15 protein-coding genes, 1 other RNA gene and 1 pseudogene are annotated in these 19,069 nt (G+C 49.5%); 9 read left to right on the top strand and 8 right to left on the bottom strand.

The genetic code is table 11. The annotated features are described in order from the left end of the window. Window positions 1-2: 2 nt before the first annotated feature. The 8 genes from sufS to FEK42_RS03965 form a co-directional block, all read right to left on the bottom strand. Window positions 3-1,223 (bottom strand): cysteine desulfurase SufS, encoded by a 1,221-nt coding sequence (sufS, locus tag FEK42_RS04000; protein WP_131161188.1) that lies wholly within the window; start codon window positions 1,221-1,223, stop codon window positions 3-5. Beyond that, entirely contained in the window at window positions 1,220-2,491 is a 1,272-nt protein-coding gene (sufD, locus tag FEK42_RS03995; protein WP_135492678.1) for a Fe-S cluster assembly protein SufD, read from the bottom strand. The genes sufS and sufD overlap by 4 nt, the downstream gene beginning before the upstream one ends. After that, entirely contained in the window at window positions 2,466-3,212 is a 747-nt protein-coding gene (gene sufC, locus FEK42_RS03990; protein WP_000948872.1) for a Fe-S cluster assembly ATPase SufC, read from the bottom strand. The genes sufD and sufC overlap by 26 nt, the downstream gene beginning before the upstream one ends. Window positions 3,213-3,221: 9 nt before the next feature. After that, window positions 3,222-4,709 (bottom strand): Fe-S cluster assembly protein SufB, encoded by a 1,488-nt coding sequence (sufB, locus tag FEK42_RS03985; protein ID WP_001389790.1) that lies wholly within the window; start codon window positions 4,707-4,709, stop codon window positions 3,222-3,224. Between the two features lie 8 nt (window positions 4,710-4,717). After that, entirely contained in the window at window positions 4,718-5,086 is a 369-nt protein-coding gene (sufA, locus tag FEK42_RS03980; protein ID WP_130208234.1) for a Fe-S cluster assembly scaffold SufA, read from the bottom strand. 553 nt (window positions 5,087-5,639) lie between these two features. Next, window positions 5,640-5,828 (bottom strand): YdiH family protein, encoded by a 189-nt coding sequence (locus FEK42_RS03975; protein ID WP_088376204.1) that lies wholly within the window; start codon window positions 5,826-5,828, stop codon window positions 5,640-5,642. Between the two features lie 98 nt (window positions 5,829-5,926). Continuing rightward, complete coding sequence (gene menI / locus FEK42_RS03970; protein ID WP_130208236.1) at window positions 5,927-6,337, bottom strand: 1,4-dihydroxy-2-naphthoyl-CoA hydrolase; 411 nt, start codon at window positions 6,335-6,337, stop codon at window positions 5,927-5,929. Then, window positions 6,334-9,390 carry an FAD-binding and (Fe-S)-binding domain-containing protein gene (locus FEK42_RS03965; protein ID WP_138211742.1) on the bottom strand — a complete coding sequence of 1,019 codons (3,057 nt, stop codon included), beginning with the start codon at window positions 9,388-9,390 and terminating at the stop codon, window positions 6,334-6,336. The genes menI and FEK42_RS03965 overlap by 4 nt, the downstream gene beginning before the upstream one ends. A 388-nt stretch (window positions 9,391-9,778) precedes the next feature. Between FEK42_RS03965 and ydiK the strand changes: the two genes are divergently transcribed. The 9 genes and pseudogenes from ydiK to FEK42_RS03920 all read left to right on the top strand — a co-directional run bounded on the left by ydiK (window position 9,779) and on the right by FEK42_RS03920 (window position 19,053). Continuing rightward, a complete protein-coding gene (gene ydiK / locus FEK42_RS03960; RefSeq protein WP_135492679.1) occupies window positions 9,779-10,891 on the top strand; it encodes an AI-2E family transporter YdiK in 1,113 nt (370 codons plus the stop codon). A 186-nt stretch (window positions 10,892-11,077) separates the two neighbouring features. Next, an RNA gene (gene rprA / locus FEK42_RS03955) (antisense sRNA RprA) lies at window positions 11,078-11,185 on the top strand. 134 nt (window positions 11,186-11,319) lie between these two features. Next, complete coding sequence (locus FEK42_RS03950; protein ID WP_130208240.1) at window positions 11,320-11,676, top strand: YdiL family protein; 357 nt, start codon at window positions 11,320-11,322, stop codon at window positions 11,674-11,676. Window positions 11,677-11,773: 97 nt separating this feature from the next. Further along, window positions 11,774-12,988, top strand: a complete 1,215-nt coding sequence (locus FEK42_RS03945) for an MFS transporter (protein WP_130208242.1) — start codon at window positions 11,774-11,776, stop codon at window positions 12,986-12,988. 226 nt (window positions 12,989-13,214) lie between these two features. Beyond that, window positions 13,215-14,481 (top strand): annotated as a pseudogene (locus FEK42_RS03940) (MFS transporter). 11 nt (window positions 14,482-14,492) lie between these two features. Beyond that, window positions 14,493-15,359, top strand: coding sequence for a quinate/shikimate dehydrogenase (gene ydiB / locus FEK42_RS03935; RefSeq protein ID WP_130208246.1), 867 nt, complete (start codon window positions 14,493-14,495; stop codon window positions 15,357-15,359). A gap of 30 nt (window positions 15,360-15,389) precedes the next feature. Then, window positions 15,390-16,148 (top strand): type I 3-dehydroquinate dehydratase, encoded by a 759-nt coding sequence (gene aroD / locus FEK42_RS03930; protein ID WP_130218927.1) that lies wholly within the window; start codon window positions 15,390-15,392, stop codon window positions 16,146-16,148. Between the two features lie 144 nt (window positions 16,149-16,292). Continuing rightward, window positions 16,293-17,888 carry an acyl CoA:acetate/3-ketoacid CoA transferase gene (locus FEK42_RS03925; RefSeq protein ID WP_135492681.1) on the top strand — a complete coding sequence of 532 codons (1,596 nt, stop codon included), beginning with the start codon at window positions 16,293-16,295 and terminating at the stop codon, window positions 17,886-17,888. A 13-nt stretch (window positions 17,889-17,901) separates the two neighbouring features. Then, complete coding sequence (locus tag FEK42_RS03920) at window positions 17,902-19,053, top strand: acyl-CoA dehydrogenase (protein ID WP_000347861.1); 1,152 nt, start codon at window positions 17,902-17,904, stop codon at window positions 19,051-19,053. The last annotated feature ends 16 nt before the right edge of the window (window positions 19,054-19,069 follow it).

The raw sequence follows: 19,069 nt of genomic DNA, 5'->3' as shown, positions 1-19,069 counted from the left end.
TTTTACCCCAATAGACGATGAATACGTTGCAATCCAGTTACCAGACGATCCACTTCTTCATGGGTGTTGTACATTGCCAGCGACGCCCGACACATCGCGGGGACGTTGTAATAGGCCATTAATGGCATTGCGCAGTGATGTCCGGTACGCACAGCAATACCGTAGTTATCAAGAAAACTGCCGACGTCATAGGCGTGGTGTTTACCGAGATTAAAGGCAATAACGCCAAGTCTGTCCGGCGGACCATAGAGCGTAAGATCCGGCACCGCTGCCAACTGCGACAATGCGTAATGCATCAGATTTTGTTCATACTCGGCAATGTTGTTAAGCCCCAGCGCCGACACATACTCCAGCGCCGCGCCAAGGCCAATAATACCGCCCGTATTGGGCGTACCGGCTTCAAACCGCCACGGCGCTTTGGTCCAGGTAGTGCCTTCACTCAGGCTGACGGTGGCGATCATAGAACCGCCACCTTCCCACGGCGGCATCTCCTGCAACAAGGCTTCTTTGACATACAGCACGCCAATTCCGGTGGGACCATACAGTTTATGCCCGGAGAAAACGTAGAAATCGCAATCCAGTGCCTGAACATCCACCGGATGATGCATCACTGCCTGAGCGCCATCCACCAGCACTTTTGCGCCATGCTGGTGCGCAAGCGTGATCATCTCCGCCAGCGGATTTTCCGTCCCCAGCACGTTGGAGACATGGGTAATTGCCAGCAGGCGAGTTTTCTCGTCGAACAGATTGGGCAGTGTATCCAGTTGCAGTGTGCCGTCCGGGTTAAGCGGGATCACACGCAACTCTGCGCCAACACGCGCGCAAAGCATTTGCCAGGGAACAATATTGGCATGATGTTCCATTTGACTAATGATGATATTGTCGCCTGATCTCACGTTGCTGTTGCCCCAGCTATTGGCGACCAGGTTAATCCCTTCCGTCGTGCCGCGGACAAACACCAGCTCTTCCGCCGAACGGGCGTTGATAAACAACGATGCCCGCTTGCGCACGTTCTCCATTTTCTCGGTCGCCTGGGCGCTTAACGTATGAATACCGCGATGCACCGCCGCGTAGCCGTGACGATAAAACTCAGCCTCGGCGTCAATCACCTGGCTCGGTTTCTGCGCACTGGCGGCGCTGTCGAGATAAGCCAGTGGCAGACCGTTCACTTCACGCGAAAGCACCGGAAAATCGGCCCGCACTTTGTCGACGGAAAAAGTCATCTTGCACCTCCCGGCAGTCGTTGACCGATTCGGGCCAGCACCTGCTGTTTAAGCCCTTCATCACGCAGTGCTTCCGTCAGTTCGGCGGCAAAGGCGTAAATGATCATCTGCTGGGCATCCTGTTGATTGATCCCGCGCGAACGCAGATAGAACATCTGTTCGTTATCAATACGCCCCACCGTCGCACCGTGGCTGCATTTCACATCATCAGCATAGATTTCCAGCTGTGGTTTGGTATCCACTTCCGCCAGTTTACCCATCAGCAGATTATTGTTGGTCATCTGGCCGTCAGTCTTGATGGCATGCTGCGCGACGTTGATCAAACCGTTAAACACCGCGCGACCTTTGTCGCTGACGATAGTTTTGTGCAACTGGCGGCTATTACAAAAACCTTTATTGTGTTCCAGCCAGGTACGGGTATCACACACCTCGTTTTTCACCGGCATCGCCAGGCTATTGATCCGTAGCGTACTGTTTTCGCCATTGAGTTGCGTACTGGTGTTGTGCCGTAACACAGCGCCACCCAGCAGGAAACTGTGGCTAAATGCGGTGGCATCGTCAGCCAGCAACAAATCGTTATGGGCAAAGTGGTGACTGACCGGGTTTTCAAACGCCAGCTTGATATGCTGCAAGTGGCCGTTCGCTGCGACGTTGATGGTGAACCGCGCGCCGGTGAAATGACGAGCATCATTAAGACTGACAAAATGTTCAATCACCGTTGCTTCGGCACCTTCCGCCAGATCCAGATGATGCCGGTAATGGACGGTGTTCACCTCTTCACCTGCCACGCCCTGGGTAATATGCATTAACAGCAATGGCTTTGCAGGCCGTTGACCGCGCTTGACGGCAATATGCGTAACGCTTTGCGCCAGACTTTCCGTCAAATGTAAAAAGACTTCTGCCTGAATGGCATCGGGCAATCCCTGACGGTTGTCGTTAATGCTCACTTCATATCCGCTGCCTTCAGTTGCATCGCTAAGCGCTGGCATGTAACGTCCATCGACAAACACCAGCCGCACGGCGTCTAACGTTAACGCTAAGGCATCGCGTTGTTGCGGGGATATCTCACCCGCAATGCTGACGAACTGGCTATTGGTCAGCCCTTCCAGCGGCGTATATTTCCAGTGCTCATGTTTACGTGTCGGCAGGCCGGTACGCAGCAATTGTTGTAAATGCTGCTGTGCTTCTGGAGAACGTTTCGCCCCTTCAGCTTCAAACAAGTGATGCCACTGTTGCAGCGCGTTACTGCTGTTCGGTAAGCCAGCCATAACCCTGCTCCTCCAGTTGTTTGACCAACGTGAAATCACCGGATTTCACAATTCGCCCCTGATACAGAACATGGACGTAATCAGGCTTGATGTAGTCAAGAATGCGTTGGTAGTGCGTAACAATGATGAATGAACGCTTGCCGTCACGCAGCGAGTTCACGCCATCGGCGACCACTTTTAATGCGTCAATATCCAGCCCGGAGTCCGACTCATCAAGAATGCATAACTCCGGTTCCAGCACCGCCATTTGCAAAATATCGTTGCGCTTTTTCTCACCACCAGAAAAACCAACGTTTACCGAACGGGTTAGTAAATCTTCCGGCATCTTCAGAAGAGCAATTTTTTCTTCCATCAAATCCTGAAAATCAAAGCGGTCGAGCGTTTCCTGGCCGCGATAGCTGCGCACCGCATTAAGTGCCGTTTGCAGGAAAAACTGGTTACTGACGCCGGGAATTTCCACCGGATACTGGAAGGCCATAAAAATGCCTTCGCCTGCACGATCTTCCGGCGACAGCGCAAGTAAATCTTTGCCTTTAAACTCAACCGTGCCGCCCGTCACTTCATAATCTTCGCGCCCGGCAAGCGTTGCCGATAAGGTACTTTTGCCAGAACCGTTTGGCCCCATAATGGCGTGAACTTCGCCGGGACGAACGTCGAGGCTTAATCCACGCAGGATAGCTTTATCTTCCACGCTGACGTGTAAATCTTTAATACTTAACATGTTTATTCCTTATCCGACGCTGTGTTCAAGGCTGATGGCGAGGAGTTTTTGTGCTTCAACGGCAAATTCCAGCGGCAGTTCTGAGAACACGTCTTTACAGAAACCGTTAACAATCATCGAGATGGCGTCTTCTTCGCTGATCCCGCGTTGCAGGCAGTAAAACAGTTGATCTTCACCAATACGTGATGTCGTTGCCTCGTGCTCCAGTTGTGCGCTGTTATTGCGACATTCGACATACGGGAAGGTATGCGCCCCACAATTAGCGCCAATCAGCATTGAGTCGCACTGAGTGAAATTGCGCGCATTGGTTGCCGTCGGCATAATTTTCACTAAGCCGCGATAACTGTTCTGACTATGTCCGGCAGAGATCCCTTTCGAGATAATGGTTGATTTGGTGTTTTTACCGATGTGGATCATCTTCGTGCCGGTATCCGCTTGCTGATGACCGCTGGTCAGTGCCACTGAGTAAAACTCACCAATGGAGTTATCGCCGCGCAGAATGCAGCTGGGATATTTCCACGTAATGGCTGAACCGGTTTCTGATTGCGTCCATGACATTTTGCTGTTTTCGCCTTCGCACAAAGCACGCTTGGTGACGAAATTGAGAATACCGCCGGTGTTGTTATCGCCAGGAAACCAGTTTTGTACCGTGGAATATTTCACCTCGGCGTTCTTATGGATGATGACTTCCACCACCGCAGCGTGTAGCTGATAGCTGTCACGCACCGGAGCGGAACAGCCTTCAATGTAGCTGACGTAGCTGTCTTCATCGGCCACCAGAATGGTGCGCTCAAACTGCCCGGTTTTTTCCGCGTTAATGCGGAAATAGGTGGAGAGTTCCATCGGGCAGCGCACGCCTTTAGGCACATAAATAAACGTACCGTCAGAGGCCACTGCCGCATTAAGCGCGGCAAAGAAGTTGTCATTCCCCGGCACCACGGTGCCGAGATATTTACGCACCAGTTCCGGGTGATCGTGAATCGCCTCGCCAAAGGAACAGAAGATAATTCCCTGCTCCGCCAGCTTTTCGCGATAAGTGGTGGCAACCGAAACAGAGTCGAAAATGGCATCCACCGCCACCTCTTTGCCTTCCCGCACGGGAACGCCCAACTGCTCAAACGCCGCCTCCACCTCTTTACTTAAAAAGGCGTTCGCGCCAGTTTGCTGCACCACGCCGGGTTCAGACGCACAGGTATCGTCACAATTACCGCACGACGGTGCCGAATAATAGCTGTAATCCTGATAATTCAGCTTGTCGTAGTGCGCTTTCAGCCAGTGTGGTTCTTCCATCTCCAGCCATGCGCGATAGGCGTTAAGACGAAACTCCAGCATCCACTCCGGCTCATTACGCTTCGCCGAAATTGCGCGCACCACCTCTTCGTTTATCCCCTTTGCCAGCTCATCGGTGGCTAACTGGGTGAAGAATCCTTCTTTATAATTCAGCGGGCCGCCGGTCCATGTTTTGACATCGTCAGTTGCTTCAGTATTACGAGACATAGTACCGCCTATACCCCAAAGCTTTCGCCACAGCCACATTCATTCTGGGCTTTCGGGTTGTGAAATTTGAATATCTGATTGAGTCCTTCGCGAACGAAATCGACTTCCGTGCCATCAATAAACGGCATCGCTTGCAGCGGGACGAACAGCTTCGCGCCGTCGAGTTCAAACTGCAGATCATCTTTCTCTGGCTCGCTGACGCTGTCGAGCACATAGCCAAAGCCCGCGCAGCCTGTTTGTTTGACGCCTAAACGCACGCCAACCATGCCCGACTGCTTCGCGACTAACTCACGTATATGCGCCGCGGCTGCGGGTGTTAACGTTAAGCCTTGCCAGGCGAAATCCTGTGGATTAAACGTTCCTGAATGCATGTCCATCGATTTACCTCACTTCATCGCTTTCAGCGGATAACAGCATGTTAGTGATAATGATTATCAGTTCAACCCAGCAAACGCAGGGGCTTTAGCGTAAAACATGCTTTTTGCCTGTATTTAATAAGCATAGACCCTGATGAGAGGGTTAACAGGCATGCTAAGAATTAGGTATCTCATTGTTAGATAATGATTATTATCGAGTGGGTGTTAAGGCTGTGATGGAAAAGAAAAAGTTGTATCGAAAATGACTATTTAAGAGATAGGTAAAAAAGTGGCGAGTTCTGAAATAAGAAAACCCTTAAGTCTGTGCATCACAGGCTTAAGGGTTTCTACCCCATCCGGCGCTTATCTCCGGCACTCAAAGTGGCTTAGCTCTTGAAGGGGCGATAAGAATAATCTCATAAGACTGCATCGCCGTTTTAACACAAACTGCGATTTGTATTATTTTTGAGCAAAATCAGGCAGGTAACAACAGGAGGACGGTCAGAAAATAATCGCCAGACCTGGACAGATGTTAATCCAGGTCGATGGGCGTTCAGACTATGTTCAGTAGAGATTAATGCACGCCCAGACGCCAGGCGAAGTAGATTTCTTCTTTCAGCTCCGTAGAAGAGAGGGTAAGCAGGTCAGCAAATTCAAGTTCGAGTTGTTTCAGACGCTTGAGATATTGAGCGGGTGAAAGATTGCTTTGGTCACGGCGTAAAAATTCGATGGCCAGCTGGGTGGGATTAAGTTGAGTAGACATAGCATCCTCGCTTTAGACAAGACCTGCACAGTATACCACCGTTTACTGTGCAGATAATAACCAAAAGCAATATGCATCACACTTTTCTGGTGACAACGTCACAAAATGGCGGTCGTCAATCGTGATGAACAACACAAACGCCCTTTCTCATCGAAGATTTCGATCTGCCAGACCTGATGCCGTGAACCGAGATGCAGCGGTTTACAAACGCCGCGTACCCGCCCTTCTCGTGCTGAGCGAACATGGTTAGCATTGACTTCCAGGCCAACCACTTTTTGCTCGCCTTCGGTACATAAATAACCGGCAACGGAGCCGATACTCTCAGCCAATACTACGGACGCCCCGCCATGTAGCAGCCCAAAAGGCTGCTTTGTCCGCGAGTCTACCGGCATTGTTGCTTCCAGCGTTTCATCACCAATATGTTCAAAACGAATATCCAGCAGCCCCACCATGTTTCCTTCACCCATGGCATTCAGTGCTTCAAGGGTGATTTTACGTTTCCATATCATTTAATAATCTCCAGTAATGCCTGCACGGGATGGCGTACCCCCGTCCCTTCAACCCGTTTAACCTGGCTGCGGCAAGAATACCCGGTCGCCAGACAGCGATTACGCGGCAGACGCTGCATTGCCTGATGCCAGGATAACTCATAGATCCCGAGCGAGTGTTTATGGTTTTTCGCCTCATGTCCGTAAGTTCCTGCCATGCCGCAGCAACCCACGCTGACATTTTCCAGTTTCGCGCCAAAACGGGCAAATATCGCGGCCCATTGTGCTGGCGCGCCCGGCAGAGCAGTGACCTCAGTACAGTGACCAAAGAAATACCATGATTCACCGCTGACTGCTGTCACTGGCTGTGACTGAAGCGCGCTTGCCAGCCATTCATTCGCCAGTAAGACGTTAAACTCGCCACGCGCCTCGCCCAGAGCCAGTTTATATTCATCGCGATAACAAAGTACCAGCGCCGGATCGACACCCACCATTGGCATCCCCAGTTTCGCCATGCGGTTAAGGAAATCCGCCGTTTTTTTCGCCGTCTTCGCAAACCGATTAAGAAAGCCTTTGATATGCTGCGCTTTACCATTCGGTGAGAATGGCAACAGCACCGGCTGGAAACCTAATTTTTCGACCAGACGAACAAAATCCGCCACCACGTGCGCATCGTAATAACTGGTGAAAGGATCCTGCACTACCAGCACCGTGCGTGCTTTCTGCTCTGAACTGAGCGCTTCAAGCTGTTCCAGCGTCATGTTTGCCGAGCGATGCCCCACCATTTGTTGTTGCAGCGACGGCACTGAAAGCAGCGGCAAATCGACCATACCGATGTGTTTTTCCGAGAGTTTTCGCACCAGCGGCTGGTTAATGAAGAAGTTAAAAGTCTTTGGCGCACGCGCCATCAGCGGTGCGTAACTTTCGACCGTTGCCACCAGATGATCGCGCAATGGGCGTAGATAACGCGTGTGATAGAGTTGCAAGAAACGAGAGCGAAACTCCGGTACGTCAATTTTGATCGGACACTGAGTCGAACACGCTTTACAGGCCAGGCAGCCCGACATTGCCTCTTTGACTTCGTGCGAGAAGTCATATTCGCCTTTATTTGCATGCCAGCTATTGCGCATACGGGCAATTAACGTGCGCAAGCTGACGCCAGACTCTGGTAGCTCTTGCTCCAGTTTTAGAGGATCAACGCCGCGATCCGCCAGCAAACGTAACCATTCACGCACCAGCGTTGCACGCCCTTTCGGTGAATGAATCCGGTTCTGAGTAATCTTCATTGACGGACACATCGGGCTGCGGGCATCAAAGTTGAAGCACAAACCGTTGCCATTACATTCCATAGCGCCGCGCCACTGCTGGCGTACCGCGATGGGGATTTGTCGGTCATACGTGCCACGCTTTACCGCGTCCACTTTCATCATTGGCGCGTCAATACCTTCTGGCGGGCAGATTTTCCCAGGGTTTAGTCGGTTATGCGGATCAAACGCCGCTTTAACCTTGCGTAACTCTGCGAAAAGCTCTTCACCGAAAAACGCCGGACTGTATTCGGCACGAAAACCTTTACCGTGCTCGCCCCACAACAAGCCACCGTATTTTGCAGTCAGCGCCACCACGTCATCAGAGATTTGCTTCATCAACATCTCTTGTTGCGGATCGCACATATCCAGTGCCGGACGGACGTGCAAAACACCAGCGTCGACGTGGCCAAACATGCCATAACTTAAACCGTGGCTATCGAGCAGTGCGCGAAATTCAGCAATATAATCTGCCAGATGTTCCGGCGGCACGCAGGTATCTTCGGCAAATGGAATCGGTTTGGCTGCACCTTTGGCATTGCCGAGCAGGCCGACGGCTTTTTTGCGCATTGCATAAATACGTTCAACACCTGCCAGCTCACTGCACACCTGCCAGCCGATCACCCCTGCCTGCTGGCTGGCAATCAGTTCATCTAGCCGCGCACAGAGTGAATTTACCCGCTCGTCAATCAGCGCCTCATCATCTCCGGCAAATTCAACAATGTTCAGCCCAAGCATCTCTTTGTCAGGCACATTGGTAATCAGTTCGCTGACGGAATGCCAGACAATATCTTCCCGCGCCAGATTCAGCACTTTTGAGTCTACCGTCTCTACCGAAAGCGCACGCGCCTCAACCATAAACGGCGCATTACGCAGCGCGGAGTCAAAAGAGTCATATTTGACGTTCACCAGACGGCGTACTTTAGGCAAGCGCGTAATATCCAGCTGCGCTTCGGTAATAAAGGCCAGCGTCCCTTCTGATCCGGTCAGAATGCGCGTCAGGTCAAACTCGGTCATTTCATCGTTAAAGACATGGCGCAGATCGTAACCGGTAAGAAAACGGTTAAGTTTGGGGAATTTGTCGATGATTAACTGGCGTTGCTGGCGGCAACGTTGATAGACAGTATTGTAGATCCGCCCGATAGCGGTATTGGTTTTACCCAACGTTTCCGCAAGTTCGACGGGTAAAGGTTGGGTATCGAGAATATCACCCCCCAACAACACCGCCCGCACGCCCAACACGTGATCTGACGTTTTCCCATAGACCAGCGATCCCTGGCCGGAAGCATCAGTATTAATCATCCCGCCGAGCGTTGCCCGGTTACTGGTCGAAAGTTCTGGCGCAAAAAAGTAGCCGAACGGTTTCAGGTACTGATTGAGTTGGTCTTTTATCACCCCGGCCTCAACGCGCACCCAACCCTCTTCAGGGTTAATTTCGATGATGCGGTTCATATGGCGGGACATATCAACAATAATCCCCTGGTTGAGCGCCTGACCGTTAGTGCCAGTACCGCCGCCGCGGGGGGTAAAGATCAGCGATGAATAGCGTTCCTGCGCGGCCAGACGGGCAATTAACGCCACATCTGCGGTTGAACGCGGAAATACCACCGCATCGGGGAGAAGTTGGTAAATACTGTTGTCGGTCGACATTGTCAGACGATCGGCATAACTTGTCGCCGTATCGCCAGTAAAACCCTGTTGCTCCAGCTCTTGCAAAAAATTAAGCACCAGTTGAACGACGCCGGGTGCCTGGGAAATCTGTGGAATCATTATATTGACCCTTTCCTGCGGTCTGTGATGTAGGTCGATACACTGTTCTTTCAGGCTGCTGCAATAGCGCACTGAAAGGTGATGTCTGTTTACTCTATGGATTTCGAGTTGCAGGAAGGCGGCAAGCGAGTGAACTCCAGGAGCTTACAAAAGTAAGTGACTGGGGTGAACGAACGTAGCCGCAGCACATGCAACTTGAAATACGCCGAGTAAATCGTTTGCGTGTTGCCTGAGTTGTTGTACCACATTTTTTTCTAACACGCCCATTAGAATTAAGGGCAGAATCGGCCTGTTAAAAACCGCTGAAATTGCTCATCATTATGCAGGTGAGTTTCGCGTGTTCACGTCGCGTCGACGATTTGACGCACAAAAAAGGTGAAAAGTAGTTATGGTAAATGTTCGTCAGCCCAGGGATGTCGCACAAATTCTGCTTTCGGTGCTGTTTTTAGCCATCATGATTGTGGCATGTCTGTGGATCGTTCAACCCTTTATTCTCGGCTTCGCATGGGCCGGTACGGTGGTTATCGCCACCTGGCCGGTATTGCTACGTTTGCAAAAGATCATGTTTGGCCGCCGCTCTCTCGCCGTTCTGGTAATGACGTTGCTCCTGGTGATGGTGTTTATCATCCCTATCGCCTTACTGGTTAACAGTATCGTCGACGGCAGTGGCCCGTTAATTAAGGCCATCTCCAGTGGCGATATGACATTACCGGATTTAGCGTGGCTTAATACCATTCCGGTGATTGGCGCGAAGCTGTACGCAGGCTGGCACAATTTGCTGGATATGGGCGGCACGGCAATTATGGCGAAAGTCCGTCCTTATATTGGCACCACTACCACCTGGTTCGTCGGGCAAGCCGCGCATATCGGGCGCTTTATGGTGCATTGTGCCTTGATGCTGCTCTTCAGTGCCCTGTTGTACTGGCGCGGTGAACAGGTGGCGCAAGGCATCCGCCATTTTGCGACCCGTCTGGCGGGCGTTCGCGGTGATGCTGCTGTACTGCTGGCGGCACAAGCTATCCGCGCAGTGGCGCTGGGCGTTGTGGTGACTGCGTTAGTGCAGGCAGTGCTTGGTGGTATCGGTCTGGCCGTTTCTGGTGTGCCTTACGCAACGCTGCTAACGGTATTAATGATCCTCTCCTGCCTTGTTCAGCTAGGCCCGCTGCCAGTGTTGATTCCGGCGATTATCTGGCTCTACTGGACCGGCGATACCACCTGGGGAACGGTATTGTTAGTGTGGAGTGGTGTGGTTGGCACTCTGGATAACGTCATCCGCCCAATGCTAATTCGCATGGGCGCAGATTTACCGCTGATCCTGATCCTCTCCGGGGTTATTGGTGGTTTGATTGCTTTCGGTATGATCGGTCTGTTTATTGGTCCGGTACTACTGGCTGTTTCCTGGCGTCTGTTTGCCGCGTGGGTTGAAGAAGTTCCGCCGCCAACTGACCAGCCGGAGGACATTCTCGAAGAGCTGGGCGAAATCGAGAAACCGAATAAGTAAATCACTTATCAGGCGGCTTTGCCGCCTGATTGTTAATCACTGCTAATTGATATTTCATTCCACCAGTCCGTATTTTCCTGCTTACCGCCATTCAGCTGGTAGTTCCTGTCGCAAATCCTTTACAGTTTTTAAACTAATGAGACGAATCTGATCGACGCAAAAAGTCCGTATGCCTACTATTAGCACACGGTTATAAATCAACATATTGATTTATAAGCATGGAAATCCCCTGAGTGAAACAACGAATTGCTGTGTGTAGTCTTTGCCCATCTCCCACGATGGGCTTTTTTTTAACATTTTTTGCTTCATTACCCCGCCTCTCGTTCTTTCCAATAATGTTGCACAAGATACTGTGACTCTCTTCAAGCCGTAAGCAGGCTGATAATGTTATTTATATTTTATTCTTTTTTTCATGCAGCCATTACACGATGAACGCTTATGAACTCCAGGCACTACGCCATATTTTTGCTATGACCATTGATGAATGCGCGACCTGGATTGCCCTGACGGGCGACAGTGAAAGCTGGCAACAATGGGAGAAAGGCAAAACGGATATTCCTGACGAGATAGTTGAAAAACTTCTGGCAATGCGCCAGCAAAGAAAAAGGCATCTTCACGCCATCATAGAAAAAATAAACAACCGCATCGGCAACAACACCATGCGTTTTTTCCCCAATTTAATCGCATTTCAACATATCTACCCTGAAGGTAATTTTATTGACTGGAAGATTTACCAGTCGGTCGCAGCTGAATTATATGCTCACGATCTGGAACGCCTGTGTTGATATTTTAACGGGATACAACGGACGTCATGACAAAAATAATAAACGGATGCTGACATAACAACAGCAACTTTTTAAGCAATATTGCTAAGTAGATCTTATGAAAAATCCCTACCTCCCTACCGCGCTTGGGTTGTATCTCAATTACCTGGTGCATGGTATGGGTGTCATTTTGATGACTTTAAATATGGCCTCGCTGGAGACGCTCTGGCAGACCAATGCTGCGGGCGTCTCAATTGTCATCTCATCATTAGGCATTGGTCGATTAAGTGTCTTATTTTTTGCAGGATTACTATCCGATCGTTTTGGCCGACGTCCTTTTATCATCATGGGGATATGCTGCTATCTGATGTTCTTTTTTGGCATTCTGCATGCAAATAACATTATCATCGCGTATGTATTTGGTTTTCTCGCCGGTATGGCAAATAGTTTTCTTGATGCAGGCACCTACCCCAGCCTGATGGAAGCTTTTCCTCGCTCGCCTGGCACAGCCAATATTTTAATTAAAGCCTTTGTCTCCAGCGGACAATTTTTATTGCCGCTAATTATCAGCCTGTTAGTGTGGGCTGAACTGTGGTTCGGTTGGTCTTTTATGATTGCCGCAGCAATTATGATCGTTAACGGTCTGTTTTTATATCGCTGTACCTTTCCACCACATCCGGGACGTCGCTTACCTGAAGTAAAGAAACCCACCACCGCCGCGAAGCATCGTTGCTCAATTATCGATTTAGCCAGCTATACCTTATATGGCTATATCTCAATGGCAACCTTTTATCTGGTAAGTCAGTGGCTGGCACAATACGGACAATTTGTCGCCGGTATGTCTTACACAATGTCGATCAAATTACTCAGTATCTATACCGTAGGGTCGCTACTTTGTGTATTTATTACCGCGCCACTCATTAGCAAAGCGGTTCGTTCAACAACATTGTTGATGCTGTACACTTTTATCTCATTTATCGCCCTGCTCACCGTCTGCCTGCATCCCACATTTTATGTGGTGATAATATTTGCTTTCGTCATCGGTTTTACCTCCGCAGGTGGTGTTGTACAAATTGGCCTGACGTTAATGGCGGAACGTTTTCCCCATGCCAAAGGAAAAGCAACGGGGATCTATTACAGTGCGGGCAGCATTGCAACATTTACCATTCCGTTGATTACGGCTCATCTTTCGCAAAGAAGTATTGCCGATATTATGTGGTTCGATACCGCCATCGCTGCTATCGGCTTTTTACTGGCGCTGTTTATTGGCGTACGCAGTCGAAAAGAAGCACAACATCCATCATTAACGGAAAATGTCGCTACTGGTGCGTAATGCAATATTCTTATAAGGTCATGCAAGATATTACGGATAAATTATTCTTCCTGCGCTAATTAAGGAAAATCGCGATCAAAAACAAACTATTACATGCAATATTCCTGGAAACATAAACTTTATGCCATGTACCCAGAGAAAATCATCTTCAGTATAGTGATTATGAAAACCGTCGAAATACAACACGGACGGTAACAAAATTATCTTTCAGCAAGGAGCTGTGAAAATGTCTCAAAATAAGGCTTTCAGCACGCCATTTATCCTGGCTGTCCTTTGTGTATACTTCAGCTATTTCCTACATGGCATTAGTGTTATTACGCTTGCACAAAACATGTCATCTCTGGCAGAAAAGTTTTCTACCGATAACGCCGGTATCGCCTATTTAATTTCTGGTATCGGTCTGGGCCGTCTGATAAGTATTTTATTCTTCGGTGTAATCTCCGATAAATTTGGTCGACGAGCAGTAATATTCATGGCCGTTGCCATGTATATGCTGTTTTTCTTTGGTATTCCGGCCTGCCCAAGTTTAGCTCTCGCTTACGGTCTGGCAGTGTGCGTTGGTATCGCCAACTCAGCCCTGGATACCGGTGGATATCCGGCGTTGATGGAATGCTTCCCGAAAGCCTCGGGGTCAGCCGTAATATTGGTTAAGGCGATGATATCGTTCGGGCAAATGCTCTATCCGATGCTGGTGAGTTATATGCTGTTGAATAACATCTGGTACGGTTATGGGCTGATTATTCCAGGCATCGTATTTGTGCTGATCACGCTGATGCTATTGAAAAGTAAATTCCCAGGCCAGTTGGTGGATGCCAGCGTAGCTGGTGAACTACCGCAAATGAACAGTAAGCCGTTAGTCTGGCTGGAAGGTGTTTCATCGGTGTTGTTCGGTGTTGCCGCATTCTCGACCTTTTATGTAATTGTCGTGTGGATGCCCAAATATGCGATGGCGTTTTCCGGTATGTCGGAAGCTGAGGCATTAAAAACCATCTCTTATTACAGTATGGGTTCGCTGGTCTGTGTCTTTATTTTTGCCGCACTATTGAAAAAAATGGTGCGTCCCATCTGGGCTAACGTGTTTAACTCAGCACTGGCAACGGTAACCGCCGCTATCATTTACCTGTACCCTTCTCCACTAGTCTGTAATGCCGGGGCTTTTGTTATCGGTTTCTCTGCTGCTGGCGGTATTTTACAGCTTGGTGTTTCAGTCATGTCCGAGTTTTTTCCAAAAAGCAAAGCCAAAGTCACCAGTATTTATATGATGATGGGTGGTCTGGCCAACTTTGTTATTCCGTTGATTACCGGTTATCTGTCGAATATCGGCCTGCAATACATCATCGTTCTCGATTTTACTTTCGCGCTTCTGGCCCTGATTACCGCAATTATTGTTTTCATCCGCTATTACCGCGTTTTCATTATTCCTGAAAATGATGTCCGGTTTGGCGAACGCAATCTTAGCACCCCGGTTAAACACAATTAAGCAAAGAAATTAGAGGAGTTAATTATGGATGTTACCGCTAAATACGAATTGATTGGCCTGATGGCCTATCCTATCCGCCACAGTTTATCGCCTGAAATGCAAAACAAAGCCTTAGAAAAAGCGGGATTGCCATTTACCTATATGGCCTTTGAAGTGGATAACGATAGCTTTGCCGGAGCAATTGAAGGCTTAAAAGCCTTAAAAATGCGCGGAACCGGTGTGTCGATGCCTAACAAACAACTGGCGTGTGAATATGTTGATGAATTAACACCAGCGGCCAAACTGGTTGGCGCTATCAATACCATCGTCAATGATGACGGCTACCTGCGCGGCTATAACACCGACGGCACGGGCCATATTCGCGCCATTAAAGAGAGCGGTTTTGATATCAAAGGCAAAACGATGGTGCTGCTAGGTGCCGGTGGTGCCTCAACGGCGATTGGCGCGCAAGGCGCGATTGAAGGTTTAAAAGAGATTAAAATCTTCAACCGTCGGGATGAATTCTTCGACAAAGCCCTCGCCTTCGCACAACGGGTCAACGAAAACACCGATTGTGTCGTCACCGTGACCGATCTCGCCGATCAGCAAGCCTTTGCTGAAGCCCTGGCTTCCGCCGACATTTTAACCAACGGCACAAAAGTGGGTATGAAGCCTCTTGAAAATGAATCATTAGTTAACGATATCAGTTTGTTACATCCAGGACTGCTGGTCACTGAATGCGTGTATAACCCGCATATGACGAAGTTATTGCAGCAGGCGCAACAAGCAGGTTGCAAAACGATTGATGGATACGGCATGTTGTTGTGGCAAGGGGCTGAACAGTTCACGTTATGGACTGGCAAAGATTTCCCTCTGGAATACGTTAAACAGGTCATGGGGTTCGGCGCCTGACAGGCTGACCGCGTGCAGAAAGGGTAAAAAATGAAAACCGTAACTGTAAAAGATCTCGTCATTGGTACGGGCGCACCAAAAATCATCGTCTCGCTGATGGCGAAAGATATCGCCAGCGTGAAATCCGAAGCTCTCGCCTATCGTGAAGCGGACTTTGATATTCTGGAATGGCGTGTGGACCACTTTGCCGACCTCTCCAGCGTGGAGTCTGTCATGGCCGCGGCAAAAATCCTCCGTGAGGTAATGCCAGAAAAACCGCTGCTGTTTACCTTCCGTAGCGCTAAAGAAGGCGGCGAACAGGCGATTTCTACTGAGGCTTATATTGCACTCAATCGTGCAGCCATCGACAGCGGTCTGGTCGATATGATCGATCTGGAGTTATTTACCGGCGACGATCAGGTTAAAGAAACCGTCGCCTATGCACATGCGCATGATGTGAAGGTTGTCATGTCCAACCATGACTTCCATAAAACGCCGGAAGCCGAAGAGATTATTGCCCGTTTGCGTAAAATGCAGTCCTTCGACGCCGATATTCCTAAAATTGCGTTGATGCCGCAAAGCACCAGCGATGTCCTGACGTTGCTTGCCGCTACCCTGGAGATGCAGGAGCAGTATGCCGATCGTCCAATCATCACGATGTCGATGGCAAAAACTGGCGTAATTTCCCGTCTGGCTGGTGAAGTATTTGGTTCGGCGGCAACCTTTGGCGCAGTAAAAAAAGCCTCTGCGCCTGGGCAAATATCGGTGAATGATCTGCGCACAGTATTAACTATTTTGCACCAGGCGTAATAAATAACGTACCGGCGGGAGTAACCTTCCCCGCCGTATTAAAACAATATTTTTAAAGAGTATTTGATAAAATATTCTGTGGGTATCTATGCGCTATTTTTAATGCTTGCGCAGAGAAATCCACACCTGAATCAGGAAAAAATAATGAAACCTGTAAAACCACCTCGTATTAATGGACGCGTGCCGGTCCTGTCGGCACAGGAAGCGGTAAATTATATTCCCGACGAAGCAACGCTTTGTGTATTAGGTGCAGGTGGCGGTATTCTGGAAGCCACCACATTAATTACCGCACTTGCTGATAAATATAAACAAACCCAGACACCGCGTAATTTATCGATTATTAGCCCTACAGGGCTTGGCGATCGCGCCGATCGTGGTATTAGTCCGCTGGCGCAAGAAGGTCTGGTAAAATGGGCATTATGCGGCCATTGGGGACAATCACCGCGTATTTCTGAACTCGCAGAACAAAATAAAATTGTTGCCTATAACTATCCACAAGGTGTGCTCACTCAAACATTGCGCGCTGCTGCTGCCCACCAGCCAGGAATTATTAGCGATATTGGTATCGGAACGTTTGTCGACCCTCGCCAACAAGGCGGCAAACTGAATGAAGTGACTAAAGAAGATCTGATTAAACTGGTCGAGTTTGATAATAAAGAATATCTCTATTACAAAGCGATCGCGCCAGATATTGCTTTTATTCGCGCTACAACCTGCGACAGCGAAGGCTACGCAACCTTTGAAGATGAAGTGATGTATCTCGACGCATTGGTTATTGCCCAGGCGGTGCACAATAACGGCGGTATCGTGATGATGCAGGTGCAGAAGATGGTTAAGAAAGCCACGCTGCATCCTAAAGCTGTCCGTATTCCAGGTTATCTTATCGATATTGTGGTGGTCGATCCGGACCAAACCCAACTGTATGGCGGTGCGCCAGTTAATCGTTTTATTTCTGGTGACTTCACCCTGGATGACAGTACCCAACTTAGCTTGCCTCTTAATCAGCGTAAATTAGTCGCGCGGCGCGCATTGTTTGAAATGCGCAAAGGTGCAGTGGGTAATGTCGGTGTCGGTATTGCCGACGGTATTGGTCTGGTCGCCCGGGAAGAAGGTTGTGCTGATGACTTTATTCTGACGGTGGAAACAGGCCCAATTGGCGGTATTACTTCGCAAGGTATCGCCTTTGGCGCGAACGTGAATACCCGCGCCATTCTGGATATGACTTCCCAGTTCGATTTTTACCACGGCGGTGGTCTGGATGTCTGTTATTTGAGTTTTGCCGAAGTAGACCAGCACGGTAACGTCGGGGTGCATAAATTCAATGGCAAAATCATGGGTACAGGTGGATTTATTGATATCAGTGCCACCTCGAAGAAAATCATTTTCTGCGGCACGTTAACTGCGGGCAGTTTAAAAACAGAAATTACCGATGGTAAATTAAATATCGTCCAGGAAGGACGGGTAAATAAATTTATCCGTGAACTTCCGGAAATTACTTTTAGCGGAAAAATCGCGCTCGAACGGGGACTGGATGTTCGTTACATCACCGAACGCGCTGTATTCACCCTGAAAGAAGACGGCCTGCATTTAATCGAAATTGCCCCTGGCGTCGATTTGCAAAAAGATATTCTCGACAAAATGGATTTCACCCCAGTTATTTCGCCAGAACTGAAACTGATGGACGAAAGATTATTTATCGATGCGGCGATGGGTTTTGTCCTGCCTGAAGCGGCTCATTAACAGGAGTATCACGATGGATTTTTCTTTAACTGAAGAACAAGAACTGCTGCTGGCCAGTATTCGCGAACTGATTACAACTAACTTTCCGGAAGAGTATTTCCGCACCTGCGATCAAAACGGTACATATCCGCGTGAGTTTATGCGGGCGCTGGCAGATAACGGCATTTCTATGCTTGGCGTGCCGGAAGAGTTCGGCGGCATCCCTGCGGATTACGTCACCCAGATGCTGGCGCTGATGGAAGTGTCAAAATGCGGTGCTCCGGCGTTTTTGATTACCAACGGTCAGTGTATTCACAGCATGCGCCGTTTCGGTTCTGAGGAGCAGCTACGTAAAACGGCAGAAAGCACCCTGGAAACCGGCGACCCCGCCTATGCCCTGGCGTTGACGGAACCAGGCGCTGGCTCAGATAACAACAGCGCCACCACCACTTACACGCGTAAAAATGGCAAGGTTTACATCAACGGACAGAAAACCTTCATCACTGGCGCGAAAGAGTACCCGTATATGCTGGTGTTGGCGCGCGATCCGGAACCGAAAGATCCGAAAAAAGCCTTCACCCTGTGGTGGGTTGAGTCCAGTAAGCCCGGCATTAAGATCAATCCGCTGCATAAAATCGGCTGGCATATGCTTAGCACCTGCGAAGTTTATCTCGACAACGTGGAAGTTGAAGAGAGCGACATGGTAGGCGAAGAAGGAATGGGTTTCCTCAATGTGATGTACAACTTTGAGATGGAGCGCCTGATCAACGCCGCGCGCAGCACTGGCTTTGCCGAATGCGCATTCGAAGATGCCGCCCGCTATGCCAACCAGCGTATCGCTTTTGGTAAGCCAATTGGTCATAACCAGATGATCCAGGAAAAACTGGCGCTGATGGCGATTAAGATCGACAACATGCGCAACATGGTGTTGAAAGTGGCATGGCAAGCCGATCAGCATCAGTCACTGCGCACCAGCGCGGCGCTGGCAAAACTGTACTGCGCACGCACTGCAATGGAAGTCATTGATGATGCAATTCAAATCATGGGCGGGTTGGGCTACACCGATGAGGCACGCGTCTCCCGCTTCTGGCGTGATGTCCGCTGTGAACGGATTGGCGGTGGTACTGACGAGATTATGATTTACGTTGCAGGTCGGCAGATCCTGAAAGATTACCAGAATAAATAATCTTCAGGCGGCGCAG

Source organism: Escherichia sp. E2748 (assembly GCF_005781125.1).
In the GTDB taxonomy this organism is placed as follows: Bacteria; Pseudomonadota; Gammaproteobacteria; order Enterobacterales; family Enterobacteriaceae; genus Escherichia.
Note: the sequence above shows the minus strand (reverse complement) of the source record. Positions and strands in the feature narration are given on the sequence as shown.